The 24,002-nt window shown below is 61.2% G+C and carries 24 protein-coding genes and 1 tRNA gene; 20 read left to right on the top strand and 5 right to left on the bottom strand.

Annotated elements, in window-relative coordinates:
- Positions 1-209: 209 nt before the first annotated feature.
- The 4 genes from AC1DZP_RS01785 to AC1DZP_RS01770 all read left to right on the top strand — a co-directional run bounded on the left by AC1DZP_RS01785 (position 210) and on the right by AC1DZP_RS01770 (position 2,867).
- On the top strand, positions 210-482 hold the full coding sequence (locus AC1DZP_RS01785; protein WP_095089347.1) for a DUF4164 domain-containing protein: 273 nt from the start codon (positions 210-212) through the stop codon (positions 480-482).
- Between the two features lie 18 nt (positions 483-500).
- The gene (locus AC1DZP_RS01780; RefSeq protein WP_095089345.1) at positions 501-866 is read left to right on the top strand and encodes a cell division protein ZapA; all 366 of its coding nucleotides are present in this window, start codon (positions 501-503) and stop codon (positions 864-866) included.
- A gap of 224 nt (positions 867-1,090) precedes the next feature.
- Positions 1,091-1,750: a peroxiredoxin gene (locus tag AC1DZP_RS01775; protein WP_184875785.1), complete on the top strand. Its 660-nt coding sequence runs from the start codon at positions 1,091-1,093 to the stop codon at positions 1,748-1,750.
- Positions 1,751-1,994: 244 nt separating this feature from the next.
- Positions 1,995-2,867, top strand: a complete 873-nt coding sequence (locus AC1DZP_RS01770) for an MBL fold metallo-hydrolase (RefSeq protein ID WP_477299933.1) — start codon at positions 1,995-1,997, stop codon at positions 2,865-2,867.
- 209 nt (positions 2,868-3,076) lie between these two features.
- Here the strand turns inward: AC1DZP_RS01770 and rpoH are convergent, their stop codons facing one another.
- Both rpoH and AC1DZP_RS01760 read right to left on the bottom strand, forming a co-directional pair.
- Positions 3,077-3,988 carry an RNA polymerase sigma factor RpoH gene (rpoH, locus tag AC1DZP_RS01765; RefSeq protein WP_095089340.1) on the bottom strand — a complete coding sequence of 304 codons (912 nt, stop codon included), beginning with the start codon at positions 3,986-3,988 and terminating at the stop codon, positions 3,077-3,079.
- Between the two features lie 211 nt (positions 3,989-4,199).
- Positions 4,200-5,255: an RluA family pseudouridine synthase gene (locus AC1DZP_RS01760; RefSeq protein WP_477299932.1), complete on the bottom strand. Its 1,056-nt coding sequence runs from the start codon at positions 5,253-5,255 to the stop codon at positions 4,200-4,202.
- A gap of 26 nt (positions 5,256-5,281) precedes the next feature.
- Here AC1DZP_RS01760 and AC1DZP_RS01755 point away from each other — a divergent pair, with 26 nt between their 5' ends.
- The 8 genes from AC1DZP_RS01755 (at position 5,282) to AC1DZP_RS01720 (ending at position 11,044) form a co-directional block, all read left to right on the top strand.
- Positions 5,282-5,665, top strand: a complete 384-nt coding sequence (locus tag AC1DZP_RS01755) for a fimbrial protein (protein ID WP_477299931.1) — start codon at positions 5,282-5,284, stop codon at positions 5,663-5,665.
- Positions 5,666-5,714: 49 nt separating this feature from the next.
- Positions 5,715-6,122, top strand: coding sequence for a VOC family protein (locus tag AC1DZP_RS01750; RefSeq protein WP_477299930.1), 408 nt, complete (start codon positions 5,715-5,717; stop codon positions 6,120-6,122).
- 90 nt (positions 6,123-6,212) lie between these two features.
- A tRNA-Glu gene (locus AC1DZP_RS01745) sits at positions 6,213-6,287 on the top strand.
- A gap of 168 nt (positions 6,288-6,455) precedes the next feature.
- Positions 6,456-7,040 carry a hypothetical protein gene (locus AC1DZP_RS01740; protein ID WP_477299929.1) on the top strand — a complete coding sequence of 195 codons (585 nt, stop codon included), beginning with the start codon at positions 6,456-6,458 and terminating at the stop codon, positions 7,038-7,040.
- A gap of 173 nt (positions 7,041-7,213) precedes the next feature.
- Entirely contained in the window at positions 7,214-8,656 is a 1,443-nt protein-coding gene (locus tag AC1DZP_RS01735) for a hypothetical protein (RefSeq protein ID WP_477299928.1), read from the top strand.
- A 243-nt stretch (positions 8,657-8,899) separates the two neighbouring features.
- On the top strand, positions 8,900-9,481 hold the full coding sequence (locus AC1DZP_RS01730) for a VOC family protein (RefSeq protein ID WP_477299927.1): 582 nt from the start codon (positions 8,900-8,902) through the stop codon (positions 9,479-9,481).
- Positions 9,482-9,502: 21 nt separating this feature from the next.
- On the top strand, positions 9,503-10,336 hold the full coding sequence (locus AC1DZP_RS01725) for a glutathione S-transferase family protein (RefSeq protein ID WP_477299926.1): 834 nt from the start codon (positions 9,503-9,505) through the stop codon (positions 10,334-10,336).
- A gap of 339 nt (positions 10,337-10,675) precedes the next feature.
- Positions 10,676-11,044, top strand: coding sequence for a hypothetical protein (locus AC1DZP_RS01720; protein WP_477299925.1), 369 nt, complete (start codon positions 10,676-10,678; stop codon positions 11,042-11,044).
- 63 nt (positions 11,045-11,107) lie between these two features.
- Here the strand turns inward: AC1DZP_RS01720 and AC1DZP_RS01715 are convergent, their stop codons facing one another.
- Positions 11,108-11,323 (bottom strand): hypothetical protein, encoded by a 216-nt coding sequence (locus AC1DZP_RS01715; RefSeq protein ID WP_477285082.1) that lies wholly within the window; start codon positions 11,321-11,323, stop codon positions 11,108-11,110.
- A 152-nt stretch (positions 11,324-11,475) separates the two neighbouring features.
- Here AC1DZP_RS01715 and AC1DZP_RS01710 point away from each other — a divergent pair, with 152 nt between their 5' ends.
- The gene (locus AC1DZP_RS01710; RefSeq protein ID WP_095089328.1) at positions 11,476-11,712 is read left to right on the top strand and encodes a hypothetical protein; all 237 of its coding nucleotides are present in this window, start codon (positions 11,476-11,478) and stop codon (positions 11,710-11,712) included.
- A gap of 37 nt (positions 11,713-11,749) precedes the next feature.
- On the opposite strand, the gene AC1DZP_RS01705 is transcribed toward AC1DZP_RS01710, so the two are convergent.
- Positions 11,750-12,100 carry a hypothetical protein gene (locus tag AC1DZP_RS01705; protein WP_477227747.1) on the bottom strand — a complete coding sequence of 117 codons (351 nt, stop codon included), beginning with the start codon at positions 12,098-12,100 and terminating at the stop codon, positions 11,750-11,752.
- A gap of 186 nt (positions 12,101-12,286) precedes the next feature.
- On the opposite strand from AC1DZP_RS01705, the gene AC1DZP_RS01700 reads away from it, so the two are divergent.
- The 7 genes from AC1DZP_RS01700 to phoB all read left to right on the top strand — a co-directional run bounded on the left by AC1DZP_RS01700 (position 12,287) and on the right by phoB (position 22,560).
- Entirely contained in the window at positions 12,287-16,843 is a 4,557-nt protein-coding gene (locus AC1DZP_RS01700; protein ID WP_477299924.1) for a PAS domain-containing protein, read from the top strand.
- A gap of 511 nt (positions 16,844-17,354) precedes the next feature.
- On the top strand, positions 17,355-18,410 hold the full coding sequence (pstS, locus tag AC1DZP_RS01695) for a phosphate ABC transporter substrate-binding protein PstS (RefSeq protein WP_477299923.1): 1,056 nt from the start codon (positions 17,355-17,357) through the stop codon (positions 18,408-18,410).
- Positions 18,411-18,476: 66 nt separating this feature from the next.
- A complete protein-coding gene (gene pstC, locus AC1DZP_RS01690; protein WP_184875813.1) occupies positions 18,477-19,460 on the top strand; it encodes a phosphate ABC transporter permease subunit PstC in 984 nt (327 codons plus the stop codon).
- A gap of 3 nt (positions 19,461-19,463) precedes the next feature.
- Complete coding sequence (gene pstA, locus AC1DZP_RS01685; RefSeq protein ID WP_095089321.1) at positions 19,464-20,315, top strand: phosphate ABC transporter permease PstA; 852 nt, start codon at positions 19,464-19,466, stop codon at positions 20,313-20,315.
- A complete protein-coding gene (pstB, locus tag AC1DZP_RS01680) occupies positions 20,312-21,118 on the top strand; it encodes a phosphate ABC transporter ATP-binding protein PstB (RefSeq protein ID WP_095089320.1) in 807 nt (268 codons plus the stop codon). The genes pstA and pstB overlap by 4 nt, the downstream gene beginning before the upstream one ends.
- Before the next feature lie 25 nt (positions 21,119-21,143).
- Positions 21,144-21,851, top strand: coding sequence for a phosphate signaling complex protein PhoU (gene phoU / locus AC1DZP_RS01675; RefSeq protein WP_095089319.1), 708 nt, complete (start codon positions 21,144-21,146; stop codon positions 21,849-21,851).
- Between the two features lie 19 nt (positions 21,852-21,870).
- Complete coding sequence (gene phoB / locus AC1DZP_RS01670; RefSeq protein ID WP_010911896.1) at positions 21,871-22,560, top strand: phosphate regulon transcriptional regulator PhoB; 690 nt, start codon at positions 21,871-21,873, stop codon at positions 22,558-22,560.
- Positions 22,561-22,715: 155 nt separating this feature from the next.
- Here the strand turns inward: phoB and AC1DZP_RS01665 are convergent, their stop codons facing one another.
- Positions 22,716-23,963, bottom strand: coding sequence for an ROK family protein (locus tag AC1DZP_RS01665; RefSeq protein ID WP_477227751.1), 1,248 nt, complete (start codon positions 23,961-23,963; stop codon positions 22,716-22,718).
- Positions 23,964-24,002: the final 39 nt, after the last annotated feature.

The raw sequence follows: 24,002 nt of genomic DNA, 5'->3' as shown, positions 1-24,002 counted from the left end.
CGCGACACATAGCAGGCGCGGGCTTTTAGTCAACAAATCGGTGCGTATTTGCCGGTCTTATGATGCCGATGGCGGGCCTACATTAGCGTTAGCAGGGGACAGTCGCGAGAGCTTTGTTGACGTTGCCTTCACCCGGTGCCTAATGTTTCGCGGATAACGCGTTCTGAACGCGAACGATTCGGTGATGGGCAGGGCACAGGACGAAGGCCATGACCGGGGAAACCACGCTCAAGGAAGTCATCTCCAGGCTGGGTAAGGCCATCGAGGGGCTGGAAAATGCCGTCGCGGCCAAGCTCGAGCATGAACGCGATTACTCGGAAGCCGAGGCCGAGGTGCAGCGGATGAATGCCGACAGATCCCGGCTGGCGCAAGAACTCGACAATTCCGAAGCGCGCGCCGAAAGGCTGGAAGACGCCAACAAGGAAGTGTCGCGACGGCTGGTGACCGCCATGGAAACCATCCGCGCTGTGTTGGACAGATAGGGCTGGATAGGTAGGCTCATGGCACAGGTCACGGTTTCCATCGATGGCAAGCAGTATCGGATGGCCTGCGACGAAGGCCAGGAAGAGCATCTGATCGATCTTGCGGAACGCTTCGACCGCTATGTCTTGCATCTGAAGGACTCATTTGGCGAGATCGGCGACCAGCGGCTGACCGTCATGGCCGGCATCATGGTGATGGACGAGCTCTCGGAGTTGCAGAAGCGCGTCAAGGGCATGGAAAGCGAAGTGCTGACCTTGCGCAAGACGCGCGACGATGCGCTGACCAAGGCCGACAAGAACGACAGCGTGCTGACCAACGCGCTTGGTGCACTGGCGCAGCGCATGGAAGATCTGACGGAGACGCTGGCGGTCAACAAGGCCTGAGGCGCACGGAGCCTTCCTGTCCACATGGCTCGCATGCGCTGGCGTTGCCGCCAGCGGCACAAAAATACTCGTTCTGCCGCCGACAAGAGTTTCATATTATCTCGCGGCCGCGATTTTTGCGCTAAGATGCAGCAATGCCGGAGCGTGGGGACGCCTTAATGGCGGCATGGTTTGCCGCCCGTAGCCCTCTCTGCTGGCAGGATTTGTTTCAGGGGAGATGTGCCATGAGCCTTCGTATCAACGACATCGCGCCGGACTTCACCGCCGAGACCACGCAAGGGACGATCAAGTTCCATGAATGGATCGGTGACGGCTGGGCGATCCTGTTCAGCCACCCGAAGAATTTCACCCCGGTCTGCACGACCGAGCTTGGCACGATGGCCGGGCTGGAGGGCGAGTTCAAGAAGCGCAATGTCAAGATCATCGGCATTTCGGTCGATCCGGTCGAAAGCCACGGCAAATGGCAGGACGACATCAAGACGGCGACCGGCCATTCGGTGAAGTATCCGCTGATCGGCGACAGGGACCTCAAGGTCGCCAAGCTTTACGACATGCTGCCGGGCGGCGCCGGCGAGACGTCGGAGGGCCGCACGCCCGCCGACAACGCCACGGTGCGCTCGGTCTATGTCATCGGGCCGGACAAGAAGATCAAGCTGGTGCTCACCTATCCGATGACCACGGGCCGTAACTTCGACGAGATCCTGCGCGCGGTCGATTCCATGCAGCTGACCGCCAAACACCAGGTGGCGACGCCGGCGAACTGGAAGCAGGGCGAGGATGTCATCATCACCGCCGCCGTCTCCAACGAGGATGCAATCAAGCGTTTCGGCGCCTACGAGACCATCCTGCCCTATCTCAGGAAGACCAAGCAGCCATCCGCCTGACCACTTCGGAACAGTTTTTGGCTTTCTCGCCGCAGCGAGCGAAATGATACTTGACTGGGTCCAGCGAGGGGGCAACCATGCTCCCCTTGGGTGCCGGCAGAGAAAATCATTCCTGCCGACCAAAGCGCGTCGCTTCTGAATGAACTCAGACGACGCGTCTTAGGTCTTTGTTTTTGTGCATGTCGTTCTCCCAAAGCCGGGGCCACTTTTGGGCGACATGCAGCAAGGGTTGGGGGAGCTGAAATTGGACCTAGCTTTGGCCAGGCCGCAGGTCAGCGGCTTCTATGACAAACCGACCGGGGCCATCCAATATGTCGTCGCCGACCCGGCGACGAAACGATGCGCCATCATCGATCCGATCCTCGACTTCGACGAGAGGTCCGGCGCCACGGCGACGAAGAGCGCCGATGCCCTGCTCGACTTCGTCAGCGAGCAGGGGCTCGGCGTCGAGTGGATCCTCGATACCCATCCGCATGCCGACCATTTCTCGGCGGCACACTATCTGAAGCAGAAGACAGGCGCGCCTACGGCGATCGGCGAGAGGGTCGTCGACGTCCAGAAACTGTGGAAGGCGATCTACAACTGGCCGGCTTTTCCCGCCGACGGTTCGCAATGGGACAAGCTTTTCGGGGAAGGCGAAACCTTCCGGATCGGCACCCTTCCGGTCACGGTGCTGTTCTCACCCGGGCACACGCTGGCCTCGATCACCTATGTGATCGGCGATGCCGCCTTCGTCCACGATACGCTGTTCGTGCCCGACAGCGGCACCGCGAGGGCGGACTTTCCCGGCGGCAGTGCAGCGCGGCTGTGGCACTCGATCCAGGACATCCTGGCGTTGCCGGACGAGACGCGCGTTTTCGTCGGCCATGACTATCAGCCCGGCGGACGAGAGCCGTTATGGGAAAGCACGGTCGCGATGCAGAAGGCCAGCAATATCCATCTTGTTGCCGCGCGCACCGAGGCTGATTTCGTCGCCCTGCGTGAAACCCGCGACAGGACACTGCCGATGCCGAGGCTGATCCTGCATGCGCTGCAGGTCAACATGAATGGCGGACGGCTTCCTGACCCGGAAGCCAATGGCCGGCGTTATCTGAAATTTCCGCTGGACTCACTTTGACCTGACGGCGCCAGAGCGGTTCACCGTTTAACAGAAACGCCGAACCGCTCTATCTCTTTGATTTGACGCAATTCCCTGAGGGAAAGCGCTACGCGCTTTTCCCGGGAAAACCGCTTCACACTTTTCCTGGAATTGCTCTAGACAGCGCTACAAAAAAGGCGGCGTCAGTTTCCTGACGCCGCCTTTGTATTTTTGTTGCCAAGCTAGCCTTAAGCCGCCGGCTGCGCCTCGATGGTGCGCAGCGCCTGGGTCTGGCGCTTGGCGGCGGCCTTGACCGCGTCCTGCACCTTCTCGAAGGCGCGCACCTCGATCTGGCGCACGCGCTCGCGGCTGATGTCGAACTCGGCCGACAGCTCTTCCAGGGTCAGCGGCTCCTCGGCGAGGCGACGAGCCTCGAAGATGCGCCGCTCGCGCTCGTTGAGCACGGCAAGAGCGCCCGACAGCATGCCGCGCCGGTTTTCCAGCTCGTCCTGCTCGATCAGCATCTCTTCCTGGCTTTCATGGTCGTCGACCAGCCAGTCCTGCCATTCGCCGGATTCGCCTTCGCTCGCCCGGATCGGGGCGTTGAGCGAGGCGTCGCCCGACAGGCGGCGGTTCATCGACACCACTTCGGCTTCGGAAACGTTCAGCCTTGTGGCGATCTCGGCGATCTGGTCAGGCTTGAGGTCGCCGTCATCCAGCGCCTGGATCTTGCCCTTCACCTTGCGCAGGTTGAAGAACAGGCGCTTCTGGTTGGCGGTCGTGCCCATCTTGACCAGGCTCCACGAGCGCAGGATGTACTCCTGGATCGAGGCCTTGATCCACCACATGGCATAAGTCGCGAGGCGGAAGCCGCGCTCCGGTTCGAATTTCTTGACGGCCTGCATCAGGCCGACATTGCCTTCCGAGATCACCTCGCCGATCGGCAGGCCGTAGCCGCGATAGCCCATGGCGATCTTGGCGACGAGCCGAAGGTGGCTGGTGACGAGCTTGTGTGCGGCCGTGGTGTCCTCATGCTCGGCATAACGCTTGGCGAGCATGTACTCTTCCTGCGGCTGCAGCATGGGAAAGCGGCGGATTTCTTCCAGGTAGCGGCTGAGGCCGCCTTCGCCGGAAACAATACTGGGTAGTGACTGGGCCATGATAGCGCCCCCTCTCTATTGGAGTGATGCCCCCGAAACGCGGCGGGCATGTGACGCGAGCACCAAAAGGCTCGCCCGCGACATCAGATATATACAGGAACAAAACCAGAAAAGACAGGCGTTTGTTCAACACGAAACAGTGTGTCACGCTGAAGTGAACAATGCCAGTCAGGTTTTTTGATGGCTAGCTTGAAGCTTGTTGGTGACCGATTCAGAGCTTGCGGAAACCGCCGACGAGTTCCTCCATGTCCCTCGGTATCGGCGCCTCGAACCTCATCGTTAAATGGGTAGTCGGGTGGCGAAATGCAAGCAGCCAGGCATGCAAAGCTTGCCGGGAAAATGCCTTGACCTGGCTTTTCAGCGGTTCGGGCAGCCGGTTGGCTTTGGTGCAGAAGGCCTGGCCATAGTCGGGGTCGCCGATCACCGGATGGCCGATATGCGCCATGTGGACGCGGATCTGGTGGGTGCGGCCGGTCTCGAGCCGGCATTCGACCAGGCTGGCCGTGGCGAATTCCTGCTGATCGACGCCGAAGCGCTCCCGCACGGTAAAGTGGGTGACGGCGTGGCGGGCGTCGTCGCGTCCTTCCGGCACCACGGCGCGGCGCACGCGGTCGGCGGCGCGGCCGAGCGGCGCGTCGACCGTGCCCGTCGGCCGCTGCGGTATGCCCCAGACCAAAGCCAGATAGGCGCGTTCGAGATCGCCGGTCAGGCCGTGATCGGCGAAGGCTTCGGACAGCGACTTGTGGGCGCGATCGGTCTTGGCGACCACCATGACGCCGCTGGTCTCCTTGTCGAGGCGGTGAACGATGCCCGGACGGCGCACGCCGCCGATGCCGGAAAGGCTGTCGCCGCAATGATGGATCAGCGCGTTGACCAGCGTGCCGGTCCAATTGCCGGCGCCGGGATGCACGACAAGGCCAGCCGGCTTGTTGATGACGATCAGTTCGTCGTCCTCATAGAGCACATCGAGCGCGATGTTCTCGCCCTGTGGCTCCGCTGGTTCCGGCTCCGGCATGGCGACCGAGACGCTTTCGCCCGGCGTCATCTTGCGTTTGGTCTCGTCGACCGGCTTGCCGTCAATCGAAACCGCGCCCTGCCTGATCAGCATCTGCACGCGGCTGCGCGACATGTCCGGGCCGAGGCTAGCAGCCAGCCATTGGTCAAGGCGCTGACCGGCCGCATCCGCGCCCGCGACCAGCACGGTGGGCGCCGCCGCTATGAATTGGTCCTCTATCAATTCAGGGGCCTCTTCGCTATGAGCGCTCATTGAAGAACCGTTCCGGACTATTTGCCATGGCCAGCCCAATTGCCGAGGAAGATCAGGAGAAACCGCTCGACCCCGAGGTCGAAATGGTGCGCAGGAAACTCGTCCGCTTCGTCGGGATCAATCTCGGCCTGCTGTTCCTTGCCCTTATGGTGGTTATCGGCGCCCTTGTCTACAAAGCGCGCAACGCACCGCCGGCGAACCCGCCGCTGGCCGGCGACATCCAGATGCCGGCCGGCGAGCCGGTCAGCGGCGACATCGTGCTGCCGGTCGGGGCCAAGGTGATCAGCCAGTCGCTGTCCGGCAACCGCGTCTCCATCGACGCCGAGCTTGGCGACGGCAGCCGCACGATCTTCGTCTACGACATGACAGAGCGCCGTGTGATCGGCCGTTTTGCAATTCGCAACAAATGAGCGGGCCGCGACAAAAGAGCGGTCGGCAACAATGAGCAAGGCTTAAGGGATGACCGGGTTCGCCGAGCATCGTCGCGTCGCGACCGTCGCCCTGGTCGTCGCCAACTATAACGAGGCGATTGCCTGGTATGTCGAGCGGCTGGGTTTCCTGCTGGTCGAGGATGTCGATCTCGGTGGCGGCAAGCGCTGGGTCACGGTGGCGCCGGCTGACGGGCACGGCGCGAAGCTGTTGCTGGCCGAGGCTTCCGACGAGGCACAAGAGAAAAGCATCGGCAACCAGACCGGCGGGCGTGTCTTCCTGTTCCTCGAAACCGACGACTTTGCCCGCGACCATGCGGCGATGCTGGAGAAGGGCGTCGAATTCCTTGAGGCGCCGCGCTTCGAGCCCTATGGCACGGTGGCGGTTTTCGCCGATCTGCATGGCAATCTCTGGGATCTGATCGAGCCGAAACGGTAGGCTCGCGGCCGGCTTTTCCTCGATACGACAAAGCCCGCGAACCCCAGTTGCTTTTTCCCAGCCGTCAGCCTATATCGCCGGTTCTTGAACGCGCCCATCGTCTAGCGGTCAGGACACCGCCCTCTCACGGCGGGAACAGGGGTTCGATTCCCCTTGGGCGTACCAAGTAAATTATCGAAATTGTTGCATGTTTTCCGAACGGTCACGAACCGTTTCGATGAAACAAATATCCCATCAAATATAAGTCCGTACCATCGCCGAATTTTCACTGGAATCGTACCGACTTAACCTCCTATGATACCCTGACCTTGATGTTTGCTGCAGGAGGGAGCTGTGACCAAAGAGTGTGATGACACGTTTGTGGTCATCGATACAATTCGCAACGACGTTAGCTCGAAAACAAGAGGAGTAGACGCATTCTCTCTTGCGTGGATCAGGGCGGAGCGACAAATCCGGCGGTTGCTAACCAGCTTGGTGTTTCAGTCCTCAAGCTTTGATCAAGCGGATGTCCCACAATTGATGGAAGCTCTCGCCAAGAGCAGGCCGTATATCTATTTTAGGCACTTCAAAGCCTCATTCCAAGAGCTCGTTGCAGTTCAAATTGCAAATTTAGTCACCGACTATGCGCGGCTAGATGGAAGAATGGATGAAGCTTGGAAATACAGACAGAAGATATTTCACGGACAGCTGACGAATGACCGACTTACAACCGGCGACCTTCTGGCTCTAGAGGACGATATACGAATTTGGTGTAAAAATTTGGCAGATGGCGCTCAGGCCCGATTTGGGTATGACGGCTTTTCTGGTAAATCGTCCTTCGAGAAAAGAGGCCGCGCTGATATAGTTGCGTTGGTAGATGCGAAAATCAAGAGCGTGGCCGAATACCAAGCCTTTCTAAAGGCGCTTGCAAGGGCCTAGGGTCTGTGTCGCTTGCCCCCCAAGGCGTTGGGGTGTGTCGGATCGTCCGCGCTCGTTCTGCGCAGCCGGTTTAGACTGACCTTGCCATCGATCGATTTCTCATTGATTAAAATAATTGCGGATACAGCGCGTAGAATATTGTAATGTTCTGCGACTCCATCGAGAATTAAAGCATGCGCGTATCAAAATATTTTAAGCTCGGCAGAACCCAGCCAACTTTGTCTTTTGTTGACGTTGATATTGAAGCGGACGTCCGGCTTTTCGTAAGCCCAAGAGCCATCAGGCTTTTGACCACCGAGTGGGGAGACGAATGTGTTTCTTTGGTTCAGAGTTTTTTCTCAAAGGTCCTATCCCTAATTAGGGCTGGCCAACATGTTGAAGCTGTCAGCTTGTTGGAGATGCTTCGTGAGCCAAATGAAACGCATCTTGGGCTATCTAAAGGGCCTTCTCGGGGGCGGGTTTTGGGCTCGGGCTCGGCAGAAAACGTTTGGGACGCTCTGTCGAAAAGCAAGGCCGCTCGATCTGGACTGTTGACGGATCTCGAAGATACCGTGCTGATGATTGAAGGGATTTCGGTCGATATCGTTTCCGATGTCGTGACCAATATCATCCGAGGACCGTTGATTGCTTACACTCAAGAGGCGTGCAAGCAGTATGGCATACCATTGACCCCAAATGTCGTCTCGGGTCCGCTGTGGAACCCGATAACAGGCAAATGGGCAAGCGATTTTGTCGAATTGCCTATGGCGAAGGGTGATAAGCTACTGTTGGTGCCCAAAATCATAGTTCGACAAGATATGGACTACGATGTTGATAAATATTATCGGCATTATATATTGGAGCACTTGCGGCAGGTGGAGCTGAAAGCCAACTCCAACCTGGTTTACGTTTTAAAATCTAAAAAGAACAAAGGGAAAAGGAAGGTATACCAGAAAGACCTAAAAAAGAAATATGGCGTTGGTAAACCAACAGTTATTGAACAAACTTTAGAGAACCCACATCTTCTCCAAGACTATAAGAACGACAATCTTTTTCCAAGCAATCCATTAACGCACAGGCAGATATCAGAGGCTGAGGAATCGCCGCTGCCAAATTGGAGTTTATTGCTGAGGGATGTAACTTCCGTTCTTCCCGGAAAGGAAGGCGCGTACAAATATGAGTCTGCCGTCGAAGCGCTACTCTCGGCGATGATGTATCCCGTTTTGGCCCATCCACGTGTGCAGACTGAACTTCACGATGGGAGAAAGAGGATAGATATAACCTACACGAATATGGCGTCACAAGGCTTCTTCAAGTGGCTCTCCGCTCATTACCCCGCGGCTCACGTATTTTTTGAATGCAAAAATTATGGAAAGGACTTGGCCAATCCTGAACTTGATCAGATAGCAGGTCGGTTCTCGCCCAGCAGGGGTCAATTTGGAATTATTGTGTGTAGAGAATTTCACGACAAGGCTAAGTTTTCCCAGCGCTGCAAGGATACGGCTCAGGATGGAAGAGGCTATATATTAGCTTTGGATGACGCAGACCTTGCGGAACTGGTAGCCGATATTCAAGGCAATCTAGACTTCTTCGAATTGACGATGTTGAAGGACAGATTTGACGAATTAATAATGTGATTTTTTAAGACGCGGCCCCCCTAGCACGTGACCTAGCTTGGCCCCGCCTTTGGCGCGCGTCGTTTCCCTGTTCTCCGTCGCGCCGTCTCCACCATCGTCCGCCCTTGGCTGCTCTCGTCGCTTCTGGCGCAGCGGGGCCGATTGCATTAGCATTGCGGCTTGGATCCTGAGGCACGGCTCGAGCGGCGCGCAGAACGCCGGGGATCCAGACTGGCAGTTGATGCCACGCGGGGAGGAAGGCTAATGCAGAAACTGCAATCGCAGGGCGTGCATCACATCACGCTGGTCGGCGCCGGGCGCCAGACCTCGATCGATTTTTGGGAAGGCGTGCTCGGCATGCCGTTCATTTTCGAGCAACCCAACCTCGACAAGGCAAAAGAGAGCCACCTCTATTTCGATCCGGGCGACGGCCGGCTGATCACCATCTTCACCGATGAGACCCGCACGCCCGAGAAGCGACGCACGCCGACCGATCCAGGTTGCGTCCACCACATCGCCTTTTCGGTGTCGCGCGTTACCTTCCTGCAGGCGGTTGGCCGGCTCGACGAGCGCGGCATCAAGCACAGCGGCGTCAAGGATCGCGGCTTCATGGATTCGATTTATTTCGAGGATCCGCTCGGCCTGCTGATCGAACTTGCCTCCTACCGCTTCGAACCGCCGGCGGGTTTCACCCATGCCGATGTGTTGATGGAAGCGCATAGGCTGCGTGTCGCGCGCGGCGACTACAACATTGCGGAAGTGCATCTCGCCGATGCGATCCAGGCGCTCGTCGAGCGTTCCCGCGCAACCTTGTCGGACGACCGGGCACCGAAGAACCCATACTGAACAAGCCAGAGGGAGGAACAAATGGCCAAGACAGCTACGAAGAGCGCGAAAAAACCGGCGGCCAAGGTGGCCGCAAAACCGGTGGCGAAAGCGGCGGCAAAACCAGCGGTGAAGGCTGCTGCCAAGCCCGCCGCGAAGGCCAAGGCGAAGCCGGCTAAGAAACCTGCCGTGAAGCTGAGCATGCTGAAGCCCAGCGTCAACAACATGACCGTTCGGGTGTTCGCGCGCGCGGCCGGGCTGGGCGCCGACGAGACCGATGCGTGGGGCCACACCCGCTCGCCCGAATTCACGGCGCGAAACCCCTCGCATTTGACGCCGATGATCGAGGACAAAGGCCTTCCCAGGGGCGTGTTGTGGGAAAGCTGCGCCATCATGCAGTATCTGGCGAACAAGCACGGGCTGGAGAAATTCTATCCCAAGGCGCCGGCCAAGCGGGCTATGATCGATAGTGCCATGTTCTATCTGGTCGGTACGCTCTACCCCTATGTGGCGCGCGCCACCTATCCGTTCCTTGGCTTCCCGCAATATGCCGGCGAGGTCGGCCATAGCGACGCGCACCCCGACAAGAAGTCCGAAGCCCAGAAGGCCGCGATGGCCGCGATTGCCGAGCCGCTGGAGGTCTTCCACAGTTTCTTCAGGGACGGCAAGCCGTTCATCGGCGGCAAGAACCCGTCGATCGCCGACATCCGCCTGGCGGCGACGCTCGAGTTCCTGGCGGTCGTCGATTATCCTCTGCCCAAATGGGCCAAGGAGTATATGGCGGCGATCGAGAAGAAGCTCGGCAAGGCGTACGCCGAGCCTGCCGGCGACGTGCGCGGCTACATCGCCTATGTGAGATCGCAAGCCAAGGCCTGAGGTTAAAGGGTCCCAGGTTAAGGATTCGTTAACCAAAGCCCTGTCTACTGCCGATAATTCACCCCGCGACCACGGATGTACTGGCGCCGAGGTGGAAGGAAAGGTCGGCGCAATGCCGGCCTTTTTGCTTTCGCTCACTGTCGACGTGACGTCCTATCTTCTTGTTTTAACGCAATTCCAGACGGAAAACTCGTTTCACACCTTTCCTGGAATTGCTCCGGTGTCGCATTTTCGGCGTCAACTTTTTGCCCAGAGATATTGTCATTGCCGGCATTGGCCTTACCATCCATTTCGGCAGTCGGCATGGACTGCCGGTCAGGAGTGAGACGAGGGCTGGCGATGAAAAGCGTTGCGAGGCAGGCTGTGGTTGCGGGGATGATGCTGGCAGGCGCCGTTCATCCTTCAAATGCCGCTGAACTCAACACCATGAGCGATGTCGGGGCTGCGATCCAGGCATGCTGGACGCCGCCGGCGGATGCCGGAATTGCCAGCGTTACCTTGAGCTTCAGCTTCAAGCGGGACGGCACGCTGATCGGCCCCCCGAGGCCGACAGCCATCCATGTGAACGGCGACGCCAAGGCGAAAAAATTTTTTGTCGACGCGGCGACGACGGCCTTGCAGAATTGCCTGCCCCTGACCTTCTCGTCGAAGTTGGCCCAAGGCGTCGCCGGCAACGTGTTCACGTTGCAATTCACGTCTCCCAAGTAAGGCGACAGGGAAGCCGGAACCGCCTTGCCACGGCGGTGCACTCAGCTCTTGGCGTATGCTGGTTCAGTGGTGACTGCGCCTCGCCTCGGCATGCCGGGCAAGGTCAGGCGTCTCGAAGACATAATCGTTCCAGGCCGATTCCGGAACCTGGCCGGCCAGATAACATTCCAGCAACAGGCTTTGCTCGGCATTGAGGGGCCTTGGTGCACGCTCGTGATCCAGCCCCAGCGAGTGAAACAGGTTCCTTGTCAGGTCCGAAACCGTGAAGTGGATCGACATCTGCGTTCTCCTCTCTCCTGGCCCATTCAACGCTGAAGCCCAGGCAAAGGTTTCAAGCTCAAACACAAATAAAGGATGGTCTGGAACACAAGGACAGTTGGAACAGAGGGACGCTCACGGCGTTGTGATAGACATCAGCCAGGAGAAACGCCATGGCAACGTTCAGGGAAATGAGGGTGCTGGAGATCGTCGAAGACGGCTCCCTGACCACCGAACAGAAAATCGCTGAACTGCGCGAGATCGAATCCGAGGCTCGTGGGCTGCAGCGGGCTGCGTCGGAGAGCCCGATGGGCGACGATGATGGCTGGCAGGACGATTTGCGTCAGGTACGTCTCGCACTCGACAAGCTCGGTGCGAGAGAACCCAAAAAGGGCGCTGCCTCGCTCTGAACGCAGAGCTTGATGACAGGCATTTGCCAATCGATCGCTATTCGCAGACCATGCGAGCTCTCTTGCCGGGCTCGGTGACGTTTCTGCACGTCAGCAGCTTCGCCGGTTCAGACGCGGAGGCCGGCGCGGTCGAGACCCTCGTCCGGTGCCGTCTTGGCGGGGCATGGGTCACCACCCTGCGCTCGGAAAGTCGCTGTGGCGGCTGCGGCGCCACCGGAAAGGCGCCGTCTTCAACCTGCTCGTATTCGACACGTGGTGGCGGACGATCCCAGAAACGCCTGACATCGAGCGGCCTCGGGATGACCACGGTGCCATCATAGGTGCGCGAGCAGCCGCTCCCGAAAAGCAGCATCAGCCCCATGAAGCAAGGCGAGATCCGTCCAACCATCCGCAATATCCCTTGAAGCTTATATAGCGGCTTCAATCCTGCCGGCAAGCCGGCGGAATAACGCAGGCCGTGTCGACCGAAATATCTAACCGCCCATTAAGGTTAGCGGATCGTTAATGCTTGTCGGGCACATTCCGGCGACGAACCGCGGGGGAGGGTTCGGCCTTGGTTTTCGGGTGGGACGGCATGGCGGAAGCGGACGACACAATCGGCGCGCGCGGCAAGCGCGAGCCTCGCAAATCGGCAGCGCATGGCGACGCTGCATTACCGTCCCCTGCGGGCAGGGATTCGACCGACGCGCTTCGCCAGCTGGTCGAAGCCGGTTCGGACTGGGTCTGGGAGACCGACGCCGAACTGCGCTTCTCCTGGCTCTCGCAAAACTACCAGGCAGCCACCGGCATCGATCCGGCTGATGTGCTTGGCCGGTTCCGCTTCGACTTCCTCGACCAGGTCCTGAACGACGACCGCAGCGGTGCCGCGCATCTGGCGGATCTGCAGGCGCATCGGCCGTTTCGCGACTTCGTGCATGAGCTGAAAGGCGGCCGCTCCGATTGCCGCTGGATCTTGACGTCGGGCTTTCCAAGGTTCGATGGCGAGGGAGGATTTGCCGGCTATCGCGGCATTGGCCGCAACGTCACGGCGCTGGCCGGCGCCTTCGGGGCTCTGGAGCAGAAGCCTGCGGCGGATAGCGAACCCGTCCAGCATCTTGCCGATCTAGAGCGGACGATGGACGCCATGCACATGGGCGTCGTGCTTCTGGACGCGAGGCTCGATACGCTGATCGTCAACAAGGCCTATCGCGACCTCTCCAGGATCCCGGACGGTGCCGTGACCGTCGGCGCCCCGTTCAGCCTGTTGATGGAACTCAACCGCCGCAACGGCATCTATGGCGATATCGACGAACAGCAATGGCAGCGCTACCTCGCCACCCGCATCGAGGAGATCCGCGCCGGCTCCGTTGCGCCACGCGAGTTCCCCCATGCCGACGGCAGGACCATGATGTTCTCGGTCACTGCCCTGTCCGGCGGCAAGCGCCTGCTGACCTACTACGACATAACCGATCTGAAGCTTCGCGACGCCGAAGTCGAGAACGCCAATGCCAGGACCGCGGAGACCTTCGCCAACCTTCGCGCCATGGTCGACCAGATGCCGATCGGTGTCCTCGTCCTCGATGCCGATTTGCGCGCCGAAGTCATCAACCGTGCCTTCTACGATTTCTGGCAGATCGACGCCCGGCGCGCCGAGATCGGCTGCAGCTTCCGCGAGCTGATGGACGCCAGCCGCGACGTCGACCCGTATGGTACCGACGAGGCGACATGGCAGCGGCACATCGCCGATCGCGAGGCGGAAATCAGGGCCGGCACCGCCGGATCGCGACAGTTCCCGCGCAATGACGGCCGCACGCTGATCTCGTCGATGGCGCCGCTGGCCGGCGGCAAGCGGCTGATCTCCTATGTCGACGTCACCGACATGAAGGATCGCGAGGCCGAACTTGCCGACGCGCTGGAGAAAGCGCGGCTGGCGGAAGCGGTGATCAACGCCGTCAAGGATCCGATCTTCGTCAAGGACGACCAGTTGCGGTTTGTGTTCGTCAACGAGGCGTTCGCCGCCTTGTTTGGCCAGACGCCGCAAGCCATGCTTGGCAAGCCCGGCGGTGATTTCGTCTCAGGCAGCAATGTCGCGCTTTTCGAACAGAGCGAACGGGACGTGCTTGCCAGCGGGCGTGCCTACGAAGTCGAAGAAAATTTCGAGGCCGATGGCGCCAGCCGCTCGCGGATCGTCAGGAAGAGCCGCGTCGGCATGGCCAGCGGCCGCAACTACGTCGCCGGCTTCCTGTTCGACATTTCCGACATGAAGCGCCGCGAGACCGAGGCCGAAGATGCGCGCAAGCATCTCGCCAGCGTGCTGGAATCCCTGCCGGCGGCCGTCATCATTTACGACCGCGACGACAAGTTCGTTTTCGCCAACCGCAAGATCCAGGACACGCTGCCGGCTTTGAGGCCGGCATGGCAGCCCGGCTGTACACTTCGCGAAGCGCTCGTCCTCGGTCATTCGAACGGATATTTCCGCAACAGCGGAGACCCGCAAGTCGACACGCTCTACGACGGCGACCCCGATCGCTGGCTGGATGCGATCCTTGCCCGCTACCGCCTGTCCAGTTCCTCGTTCGAACGTCACAACCCCGATGGCCGCTGGTATCAGGTCTACGACATGCGGACCGACGATGGCACGTTCATCGGCGTTCGCGTTGACATCTCCGAGATCAAGAGCCGCGAGAAGGCGTTGCGCGACTCGATGCGCCAGATCGATCTGTTCCGCCACGTGCTGGACGAGCTACCGGTGGCTGCCTTCATCAAGGCGCAGGACCTGAGCATCGAGTTCGTCAACAAGGCCTGGTGCGCGATAACAGGTCTCGCCAAGGAGGAGGTCATCGGCCGCACCGACCGCCAGCTGTTCGGTGGGCAGGATGGCGATAGCTACAGCCATGACGACACCGAGGTCGCCGTGACCGGCGCCGTCAAGGAGGTCGAGGAACCCGTCACCCATCGCGACGGCACGGTTCGGCAATTGATGACGCGCAAGAGCCGCCTGGTGGCGCTGGACGGGTCGGTGCATCTGGTCGGTTCGAGCACCGACATCACCGAGGTCAAGGCGCGCGAGCGCGCGCTGGAAGAAAGCATGCGCGAGAACGAGGTGTTCCGCAGCCTGATCGACAACGTACCGGTGTCGATCTACGCCAAGCGCTCCGATCTCAGGCAGTTCTATGTCAACAAGGGCTGGTGCGACCTGACCGGCTTCGCCAAGGAAGAGGCGATCGGCAAGACCGACATCGAGATATTCGGGCCGGACGGCGAAGCCTTTGTCGGCAGCGACCTTGCGGTGCTGCGCACCGGTGAAACCCAGGAGGTCGAAGAGACGGTGACGTTGGCCGACGGCAGCGTCAGGCATCAGTTCGCCCGCAAGGGCGCGATGATCGCCTCCGACGGTTCGCTGTACCTGATCGGATCGACCACCGACATCACCGAATTGAAGACGCGCGAGGCCGAGCTGCGCGAGGCACGGCAGCGTGCCGTGCTCGCCGACCGCGCCAAGTCGGAATTCCTCGCCAATATGAGCCACGAGATCCGCACGCCGATGAACGGCGTGCTCGGCATGGCCGAACTGCTGGCCAAATCGGACCTCAACTCGAAACAGAAGACGTTCACCGACATCATCGTCAAATCGGGCAATGCGCTGCTCACCATCATCAACGACATCCTGGATTTCTCCAAGATCGACGCCGGCCAGCTGGTGCTCGATCCGGCGCCCTTCAACCTTGCCGAGGCGATCGAGGATGTGGCGACACTGGTGTCGACACGCGCCAAGGAGAAGGATCTCGAGCTCATCGTGCGCATCGAGCCTCGTCTCGAGAGCCTGTTCGTGGGCGATGTCGGCCGCATCAGGCAGATCGTCACCAACCTGCTCGGCAACGCGGTGAAGTTCACCGATGAAGGCCATGTGCTGGTCGATGTCACCGGCGAAAGAGTTCCGACCGGGACGAAACTGACGATCTCGGTCACCGATACCGGCATAGGTATCCCCGAGGAAAAGCTGAAACTCGTGTTCGAGAAATTCAGCCAGGTCGACACCTCGTCGACGAGGCGGCACGAGGGAACCGGCCTTGGTCTTGCCATCACTTCGCGGCTCGTCGAACTGATGGGCGGCGACATCGGTGTCGAGAGCGCCGAAGGCAAGGGCTCGACCTTCTGGTTTACGGTCACGCTGCCGAGGGCCGGACAGCAGAACGGGCAACGCATCACGCCTGTCGACGTGACCGGCGCGCGCGTGTTGATCGTCGACGACAATGCCGTCAACCGGGCCATCCTCACGGAACAGATGACATCGTGGACGTTCGATTCCTGCGCGGCCGAAAGCGGCGCCGAGGGTCTCAAGGTGCTGATCGCGGCCGCCGCCTATGGCGTGCCGGTCGACTGCGTCGTGCTCGACTACCAGATGCCGGGCATGAGCGGCGCCGAAATGGCGCGGATCGTGCGCAACACCGCCGGCCTTGCCGGCACGCCGATCATCATGCTGACCTCGGTCGACCAGTCGCTCGCCAACACCAGCTATCGCGATCTCGGCATCGATGCGCAGCTGATCAAGCCGGCGCGGTCATCGGTGCTGCTGGAAACGCTGGTTGCGACGATCCAGCGGCATCGCCACAACACGGCCGACACCCAGCCGCCGGCAGCCGACATCCCTCCAGGCAAGGTTGTGCGGCCACCGCCGCCGGCGTCGGAACAACGGGCGCTGTTGCAGCCGCCCTTGGTCCGCCCCCGGCCACCCGCGACGGCCGGTGGCGACAGGCTGGATATCCTGGTGGCCGAGGACAATGAGGTGAACCAGATGGTGTTCACCCAGATTCTCGGCGAGACCGGCTATGGTTTCGAGATCGTCGGCAATGGCCGCAAGGCGCTCGACGCCTTCGGCCGGCTCAATCCGTCCATGATCCTTATGGATGTCTCGATGCCGGAGATGAACGGGCTCGAAGCCACCGCCGCCATTCGCCGGCTGGAGGAAGAAACCGGCACGCGTGTGCCGATCGTGGGCGTCACCGCGCATGCGCTGAAGGGCGATCGCGAACGCTGCCTGGAGGCCGGCATGGACGACTACCTGCCCAAGCCGATCAGCCCAAGGGCCTTGCTCGAGAAGGTCGAGCGCTGGGTCGGCGCCAGCCGCCAGGCTCAGCGCAACGCCGGGTAAGGCCGGCGTTGCATCCGGCTTGCCCGAGAGGACTCGGCGGAGATTCGCGACCCCCCGCTGAGGCAAGACTATGGCGCGATCGCACCATATCCAAGGCGGCGCCCAGCCGAGACAATGGCCACATTCGAATTCCGCTCTTCCAGTTACGGGCGGGAGCAGCGACCGCCGGCATGAGACAGCGTCAACCTACCCCAACGGACCTGTTTTCGGCGATGGCCCGGCCACGACAAATGGCTGAGAGCAACGCGTTCCCGTCCGGATTTTCTTTGCCGAGGCGTTGATCGCGAAACCGCAGGTCGCTCTCGGTCAGAAACGGCGCAAGTGCCTGATTCCGGGCACAAAGCCGGTTTCCGCCGCAAGCGCCTGCCTGCCGGCATTTTCCCCGCCCCGATGACGCGTTACCGGGGTGACATGAAACTGTCATGCGACTGTTATAATCGAAGGCTATTGGCCTCAGCGGGCGCCGAGAGGATGGCGCCGAGAGACCATCTTCCGAACAGGAGCAGGCCACATGAGACATTTCATCCGCTCAGCGGTCGTTGCGATTGCAATGGCCACAGCGTCTACCGTCACCCTTTCTGCAGCCATGGCCGCGGACCTTTCCGGCGCCGGCTCGACCTTCATCTATCCGGTGTTCGCCAAGTGGGCCGACACCTATAAGAAAGACACCGGCGTCGGCCTCAACTACCAGTCGATCGGTTCGGGCGGCGGCATCAAGCAGGTCATCGCCAAGACCGTGACCTTCGGCGCCACCGACAAGCCGATGTCCGATGCCGATCTGGAAAAGAACGGCCTCGTGCAGTTCCCGATGGTGATGGGCGGCATCGTGCCGATCGTCAACCTGACGGGCGTCAAGCCGGGCGAACTCATCCTTGACGGCAAGACGATTGCGCAGATCTACCTTGGCGCCATCACCACCTGGGACGACGCCGCGATCAAGGCGCTGAACCCGACCCTGACCCTGCCGTCGACGGCGATCGCCGTCGTCCACCGTTCGGACGGCTCGGGCACGACCTTCAACTTCACCGACTATCTGGTCAAGCTGTCGCCCGACTGGAAGGACAAGGTTGGTTCGGACACCGCGGTCGAATGGCCGACCGGCGTCGGCGCTAAGGGCAGCGAAGGCGTTGCCAACACCGTCAAGCAGACCGACGGCGGCATCGGCTACGTCGAGTATGCCTACGCCAAGCAGAACAACCTGTCGTACTCCAAGATGTTGAATGCCGCCGGCAAGGTCGTCGAGCCGTCGCTCGAATCCTTCGGCTCGGCTGCTTCGAATGCCGACTTCAAGGGCGCGAAGAACTTCAACGTCATCATCACCAACGAACCCGGTGATGCCACCTGGCCGATCGCTGCTTCGACCTGGGTGCTGATCCACAAGACCCCCGATGACGCCGCCGCGACCGGCGAAGCGCTGAAGTTCTTTGCCTGGGCCTACAAGGACGGCAAAGAAACCGCCAAGGGTCTCGACTACGTCTCGATCCCCGACAGCGTCGTCGACCTGATCAAGGCTTCGTGGAAGGCCGACATCCAGGCTGACGGCAAGCCCGTCTACGTCGGCGAATAACATCCCTTTGAAGGAGCGCCGCGCCGCGGCGCTCCTTTTCCCTCAATTCAAAGAGCCGAGCTTCACATGAGTGCTGTCCAGGAAGCCTTGCCAGCCATTCGAGGTTCGCGCGACGCGACTGTCAGACGTTTCGCGCTGACCGACGCGATCTTCCACGGAATGACCCGTGCCGCCGCCATACTGGTGCTGGTCTTGCTCGGCGGTGTTGCGATCTCGCTGTTTGCCGGCTCCTGGCAAGCCCTGTCGACCTTTGGCTTCTCCTTCCTGACCAGCGAAAGCTGGAATCCGGTGACGGAGAAATTCGGTGCGCTGGCGCCGATCTACGGCACCATCATCACCTCCGCCATCGCCATCCTGATTGCCGTGCCGCTTGGCATCGGCATCGCCATCTTCCTCACAGAGCTTTGTCCGCGCCCGCTGCGGCGTCCGATCGGCATGGCGGTTGAACTGCTCGCCGGCATCCCTTCGATCATCTACGGCATCTGGGGCCTGTTCGTGCTGGCGCCCTTCCTGCAGACGACCGTGCAGCCCTTCATCATCAGCGCGTTCCACGGCATTCCCGGCCTCAACAGCCTGTTTGCCGGTCCGCCCTACGGCATCGGCCTTTTGACGTCGTCGCTGATCCTTGCCATCATGGTGCTGCCTTTCATCACCTCGATCACCAAGGACGTCTTCGACACGGTGCCGCCGGTGCTGAAAGAGTCCGCCTACGGCATCGGCTGCACGACCTGGGAAGTGACCCGCCGCGTGGTCATTCCCTACACAAGGATCGGCATCATGGGCGGCGTCATGCTCGGCCTTGGCCGCGCGCTCGGCGAAACCATGGCGGTGACCTTCGTGATCGGCAACGCGCACCGCATCAGCACCTCGCTGTTCGCGCCGGCAACGACGATCTCCGCGACCATCGCCAATGAATTCACCGAAGCCGTCGGCGATCTCTATACCTCTTCGCTGGTGGCGCTCGGCCTGATCCTGTTCGTCATCACCTTCCTGATCCTCGCCATCGCACGCTACATGCTGATGCGCATTGACGCCCGCACGGGAGCCTGACCGATGTCGACAGCCACATCGCTTCATCAGAGCCGCAAGAGGAAGAATTCCGTGATGATGACGCTGTGCGTCGCCGCCGCGGGCATCGGACTTGCCTGGCTGGCGCTCATCCTCGGCGCGCTGCTGTACAAGGGCCTGTCCGGCGTCAATCTCGCGGTGTTCACCGAAATGACGCCGCCGCCCGGCGATGCCGGTGGCCTGCTCAACGCCATCTACGGCAGCATCATGATGACCATCATCGGCGTCGTCGTCGGTACACCGATCGGCGTGCTGGCCGGCACCTACATGGCCGAATACGGACGCTTTTCGAAGCTCACCACCGTGGTGCGCTTCATCAACGACATCCTTTTGTCGGCGCCCTCGATCATCATCGGCCTGTTCGTCTATGAACTGATGGTCCGGCCGATGGGGCATTTCTCGGCGATCGCCGGCGCCGTCGCGCTTGCCATCCTGGTCATCCCGGTCGTCGTGCGCACCACCGAGGACATGCTCAACCTGGTGCCGAACGCGTTGCGCGAGGCCGGCACCGCGATCGGCGCGCCGCGCTGGGTGGTCATCAAGTCGGTCGCTTACCGCGCCGCCCTTTCCGGCATCGTTACCGGCATATTGCTGTCGATCGCCCGTATCTCCGGCGAGACGGCGCCACTGCTCTTTACGGCGCTCAACAATCAGTTCTGGTCGAGCAATCTCAACGCGCCGATGGCCAGCCTGCCTGTGACCATCTTCCAGTTCGCTCTCAGCCCTTACGAGGAATGGCAGCAACTGGCCTGGACCGGTGCACTCATCATCACATTGACGGTTCTCGCGCTCAGCATCTTTGCTCGCAGCCTGACCGGACGCAGAGAGGACAAATGAGCCAGATGTTGTCTCCAGACATGACGATCGCCGCCGAGGCAATTGCCGGCAAGGCCAAGATCGAGGTCAAGAACCTCAACTTCTACTACGGCCAGAGCAAGGCGCTGAAGGACATCACGTTGTCGCTGCCCGAGCGCAGCGTCACCGCCTTCATCGGACCTTCGGGCTGCGGGAAGTCGACGCTGCTGCGCGTCTTCAACCGCATCTACGAGCTCTATCCCAAGCAGACGGCCGAGGGCCAGGTGCTGCTCGACGGCCAGAACGTTCTCGACCGCTCGCAGGACCTCAACCTGCTGCGGACCAAGATCGGCATGGTGTTCCAGAAGCCGACTCCGTTCCCGATGTCGATCTATGAGAACATCGCCTTCGGCGTCAGGCTCTACGAGAAGATCAGCAAGTCCGAGATGGATGGCCGTGTCGAGCAGGCGCTGAAGCGCGCCGCACTGTGGACCGAGGTCAAGGACAAGCTCAACGCCAGCGGCCTCAGCCTCTCCGGCGGCCAGCAGCAGCGACTCTGCATCGCCCGCACCGTGGCGGTGAAGCCGGAAGTCATCCTGCTCGACGAGCCGGCCTCGGCGCTTGACCCGCTGTCGACCGCCAAGATCGAAGAGCTGATCGACGAGTTGCAAGCCGACTACACGATCGTCATCGTCACCCACAACATGCAGCAGGCGGCGCGCGTGTCGAAGCAGACCGCCTTCATGTATCTGGGCGAACTGGTCGAGTTCGACCGCACCGAGAAGATCTTCACGTCGCCCCGCGAGAAGCGCACGCAGGACTACATCACCGGCCGCTTCGGCTGAGCTCAGGCATACGAGGACTAAGATCATGGGCGAACACACAGTCGCTTCTTTCGACGAGGATCTCGGACAGATCAGCAGGCTGATCCGCGACATGGGCGACCTCGCCGGCTCGATGGTCGGCGGCGCCACCAAGGCGCTGCTGAATTCCGACAACGCCCTGGCGCAGCGCGTCGTCTCCGACGATGCGATCATGGACGCGCGCCAGCGCGAGCTCGACGACCGCGCCATCACACTGATCGCCAAGCGTCAGCCGATGGCCGACGATCTGCGTCATGTCGTCGGTTCGATCCGCATGGCCGGCGACCTCGAGCGTATTGGCGACCTTGCCAAGAACATCGCCAAGCGCGTCGGCACCGTCGGCCTCAGTGTCACCCCGCGCGACCTGTCGCACTCCATCGACGCAATGGCGCAGCTGGTGCTGATCCAGGTACAGGGCGTCATCGAGGAATATACGGCGCGCGACGCGGCGGCGCTGGCGAAGCTGCGCGCCGACGACGAGCGCATCGACGTCAAATACACCTCCGTGTTCCGCGAACTCCTGACCTACATGATGGAAGACCCGCGCAACATCACCGCCTGCACGCATCTTTTGTTCTGCGCCAAGAACCTCGAACGCATCGGCGATCACGTCACCAACATCGCGGAAAATGCGTACTATGTTTTGACCGGCACGCAGCTGCCCGCCAATCGTCCGAAGCAGGACGAGACGGCAATGTCCGCGCCGGCGGCATGACGGCAGGGGTGACCAGTCGATGATCGCGCCACGCATCATGGTGGTGGAGGACGAGGAGCCGCTAGGTGTGCTGCTCCGTTACAATCTGGAGTCCGAGGGTTACCAGGTCGAGGTGGTGACGCGCGGCGACGAGGCCGAGATCCGCCTGCAGGAGAACGTCCCCGACCTTCTGGTGCTGGACTGGATGGTGCCAGCAGTGTCCGGAATCGAACTCTGCCGCCGGCTAAGGATGCGTCCCGAGACCGAGCGGCTGCCGATCATCATGCTGACCGCGCGTGGCGAGGAAAGCGATCGTGTGCGGGGCCTCTCGACAGGCGCCGACGATTATCTGGTCAAGCCGTTCTCGACGCCGGAGTTCATGGCCAGGGTCAAGGCGCTGCTGCGCCGCGCCAAGCCGGAAGTGCTGTCCAGCGTGCTCAAGGTCGGCGACATCGTGCTCGATCGTGAATCGCACAGGGTCTATCGCAAGAAGAGCGAGATCCGGCTCGGACCGACCGAATTCCGCCTGCTCGAATTCATGATGCGCCATCCCGGCCGTGTGTTCTCGCGCAGCCAACTGCTCGACAATGTCTGGGGCGAGACGATCTACATCGACGAACGCACGGTCGACGTGCATGTCGGCCGGCTGCGCAAGGCGGTCAACAATGGCCGCATGCCCGATGTCATCCGCACCATCCGCGGGGCTGGTTACGCAATCCGGGAAGATTAGGGATATGCTGATATTCAGGTGATGCCGGGCCTGCGAACGGCAGTTTCCTGCGCTTCCGGTACTCACGGATCCAAATGTCCGCTCCGCTCCGGTTCTTGGAACCCGCCATTCTCGACTCGGCCTAACCTGAATCTCAACACATCCAGGCGCGCCATTCACGCGACGTTCTTGCCGCCGAGGCCGGACCTCGCCTGCGTGCCGGGCGCGAAAATCTCCTGGTCGACAAAGGTCAATGCCCGCGTGGCGCAGCCTTCGCGGATCAGTGGAAGTTCGTTCGGTTCGGTGTCGAAAGAAATCGATTGCGAATGCTGGCCGCCGGCGGTCTGGGCAATCGCCTCGCGCAATGCCGGCTCGATCAGGTCGAAGGCGGCGGCGCTGACGCCGACCATGGCGACGGGCGCCGGGTCGATCAGCGCGAACAGGCTGCCGAGACCGTAGCCGAGTGCCTCGCCGGCCTTGCGATAGGCCTCGCGCTCGGGTCCATCCCTCTCGCGGGCCGCGGTCGCCAGCGCGCGCATGTCGGCATCACTGACATCGGCGACCGGTTCCGCGTCCTCACTCATCTGCCTTGCGTTGCGCCAGATGGCGTAGTTGCCGGCATAGGCCTCGACGCAACCGCGCCGCCCGCAGCGGCACAGCGCGCCGTGTGGCCGATGGATCATATGGCCGAACTCGCCGCCCGAGGAATGAGTGCCGGTGAACAGCTCGCCCTTCAGCACCAGACCCATGCCGATGCCGTGCGACAACAGGATGGCGATGAAGTCGTCGCGGTAGCGATCAGGGTCGCGCCAGCGCAACGCTATCGCCATCATATTGCAGTCGTTCTCCATGGTGGCAGGGATGCCGAACTCGTCCTCGAGTATGTCGGCGAAGGCGATATCGGTGTGCGGCGTGATCGGCGACCACAGCATGGCGCGGGCACGTGTGTCGGTGATGCCCTGGATCGCCAGCGCGATGCGGGCGACACTGCGGACGTCGAGGTCGGGGTCTTCGAGACGACGCCGTACGATGGCAACGCATTCACCGACCAGCGCGTCGCGCGACATGGTCAGCGTGTCCAGCCGGCGCTGTTCCTCGGCGATCACCTGGCCGGCATAGTCGATGACGGCGACCGAGAGGAAGTTCAGTGACAGCACCACGGTCATCACCGCCGCCGCTTCCGGATTGAGGCCGAGGCCGACCTGCGGCCGGCCGCGTTTGAGCGAGCCGGCCTCGCTCGGCTTGCTCTCAGTCAGGATGCCTTCGCCGATGAGGTCGGAGGAGATCGCCGATATGGTCGAATGGCTGAGGCCCGTGGTCGCGGCGATCTCGGTGCGGGACGGCTGTCCGGCGCGGCGCACGGCCGCAATCACCATCGCCCGGTTGCGGCGGCGCAGATCGTCGTGGCGGATTCCGACCGACATGCTTTTTCACATCCTCCCGGTCGCTGCAGCCTTTCGTGC

Source organism: Mesorhizobium sp. P2_F8, from assembly GCF_056403655.1.
This window is presented reverse-complemented; position numbering and strand designations above follow the sequence as displayed.

What these genes read in the sequence shown, in the direction of transcription:
- AC1DZP_RS01785 (WP_095089347.1), top strand. Translation starts at nt 210, where the DNA reads ATGACCGGGGAAACCACGCTCAAGGAAGTCATCTCCAGGCTGGGTAAG.
- AC1DZP_RS01780 (WP_095089345.1), top strand. Translation starts at nt 501, where the DNA reads ATGGCACAGGTCACGGTTTCCATCGATGGCAAGCAGTATCGGATGGCC.
- AC1DZP_RS01775 (WP_184875785.1), top strand. Translation starts at nt 1,091, where the DNA reads ATGAGCCTTCGTATCAACGACATCGCGCCGGACTTCACCGCCGAGACC.
- rpoH (WP_095089340.1), bottom strand. Translation starts at nt 3,988, where the DNA reads ATGGCCCAGTCACTACCCAGTATTGTTTCCGGCGAAGGCGGCCTCAGC.
- AC1DZP_RS01760 (WP_477299932.1), bottom strand. Translation starts at nt 5,255, where the DNA reads ATGAGCGCTCATAGCGAAGAGGCCCCTGAATTGATAGAGGACCAATTC.
- AC1DZP_RS01755 (WP_477299931.1), top strand. Translation starts at nt 5,282, where the DNA reads ATGGCCAGCCCAATTGCCGAGGAAGATCAGGAGAAACCGCTCGACCCC.
- AC1DZP_RS01750 (WP_477299930.1), top strand. Translation starts at nt 5,715, where the DNA reads ATGACCGGGTTCGCCGAGCATCGTCGCGTCGCGACCGTCGCCCTGGTC.
- AC1DZP_RS01735 (WP_477299928.1), top strand. Translation starts at nt 7,214, where the DNA reads ATGCGCGTATCAAAATATTTTAAGCTCGGCAGAACCCAGCCAACTTTG.
- AC1DZP_RS01730 (WP_477299927.1), top strand. Translation starts at nt 8,900, where the DNA reads ATGCAGAAACTGCAATCGCAGGGCGTGCATCACATCACGCTGGTCGGC.
- AC1DZP_RS01725 (WP_477299926.1), top strand. Translation starts at nt 9,503, where the DNA reads ATGGCCAAGACAGCTACGAAGAGCGCGAAAAAACCGGCGGCCAAGGTG.
- AC1DZP_RS01720 (WP_477299925.1), top strand. Translation starts at nt 10,676, where the DNA reads ATGAAAAGCGTTGCGAGGCAGGCTGTGGTTGCGGGGATGATGCTGGCA.
- AC1DZP_RS01715 (WP_477285082.1), bottom strand. Translation starts at nt 11,323, where the DNA reads ATGTCGATCCACTTCACGGTTTCGGACCTGACAAGGAACCTGTTTCAC.
- AC1DZP_RS01710 (WP_095089328.1), top strand. Translation starts at nt 11,476, where the DNA reads ATGGCAACGTTCAGGGAAATGAGGGTGCTGGAGATCGTCGAAGACGGC.
- AC1DZP_RS01705 (WP_477227747.1), bottom strand. Translation starts at nt 12,100, where the DNA reads ATGGTTGGACGGATCTCGCCTTGCTTCATGGGGCTGATGCTGCTTTTC.
- AC1DZP_RS01700 (WP_477299924.1), top strand. Translation starts at nt 12,287, where the DNA reads ATGGCGGAAGCGGACGACACAATCGGCGCGCGCGGCAAGCGCGAGCCT.
- pstS (WP_477299923.1), top strand. Translation starts at nt 17,355, where the DNA reads ATGAGACATTTCATCCGCTCAGCGGTCGTTGCGATTGCAATGGCCACA.
- pstC (WP_184875813.1), top strand. Translation starts at nt 18,477, where the DNA reads ATGAGTGCTGTCCAGGAAGCCTTGCCAGCCATTCGAGGTTCGCGCGAC.
- pstA (WP_095089321.1), top strand. Translation starts at nt 19,464, where the DNA reads ATGTCGACAGCCACATCGCTTCATCAGAGCCGCAAGAGGAAGAATTCC.
- pstB (WP_095089320.1), top strand. Translation starts at nt 20,312, where the DNA reads ATGAGCCAGATGTTGTCTCCAGACATGACGATCGCCGCCGAGGCAATT.
- phoU (WP_095089319.1), top strand. Translation starts at nt 21,144, where the DNA reads ATGGGCGAACACACAGTCGCTTCTTTCGACGAGGATCTCGGACAGATC.
- phoB (WP_010911896.1), top strand. Translation starts at nt 21,871, where the DNA reads ATGATCGCGCCACGCATCATGGTGGTGGAGGACGAGGAGCCGCTAGGT.
- AC1DZP_RS01665 (WP_477227751.1), bottom strand. Translation starts at nt 23,963, where the DNA reads ATGTCGGTCGGAATCCGCCACGACGATCTGCGCCGCCGCAACCGGGCG.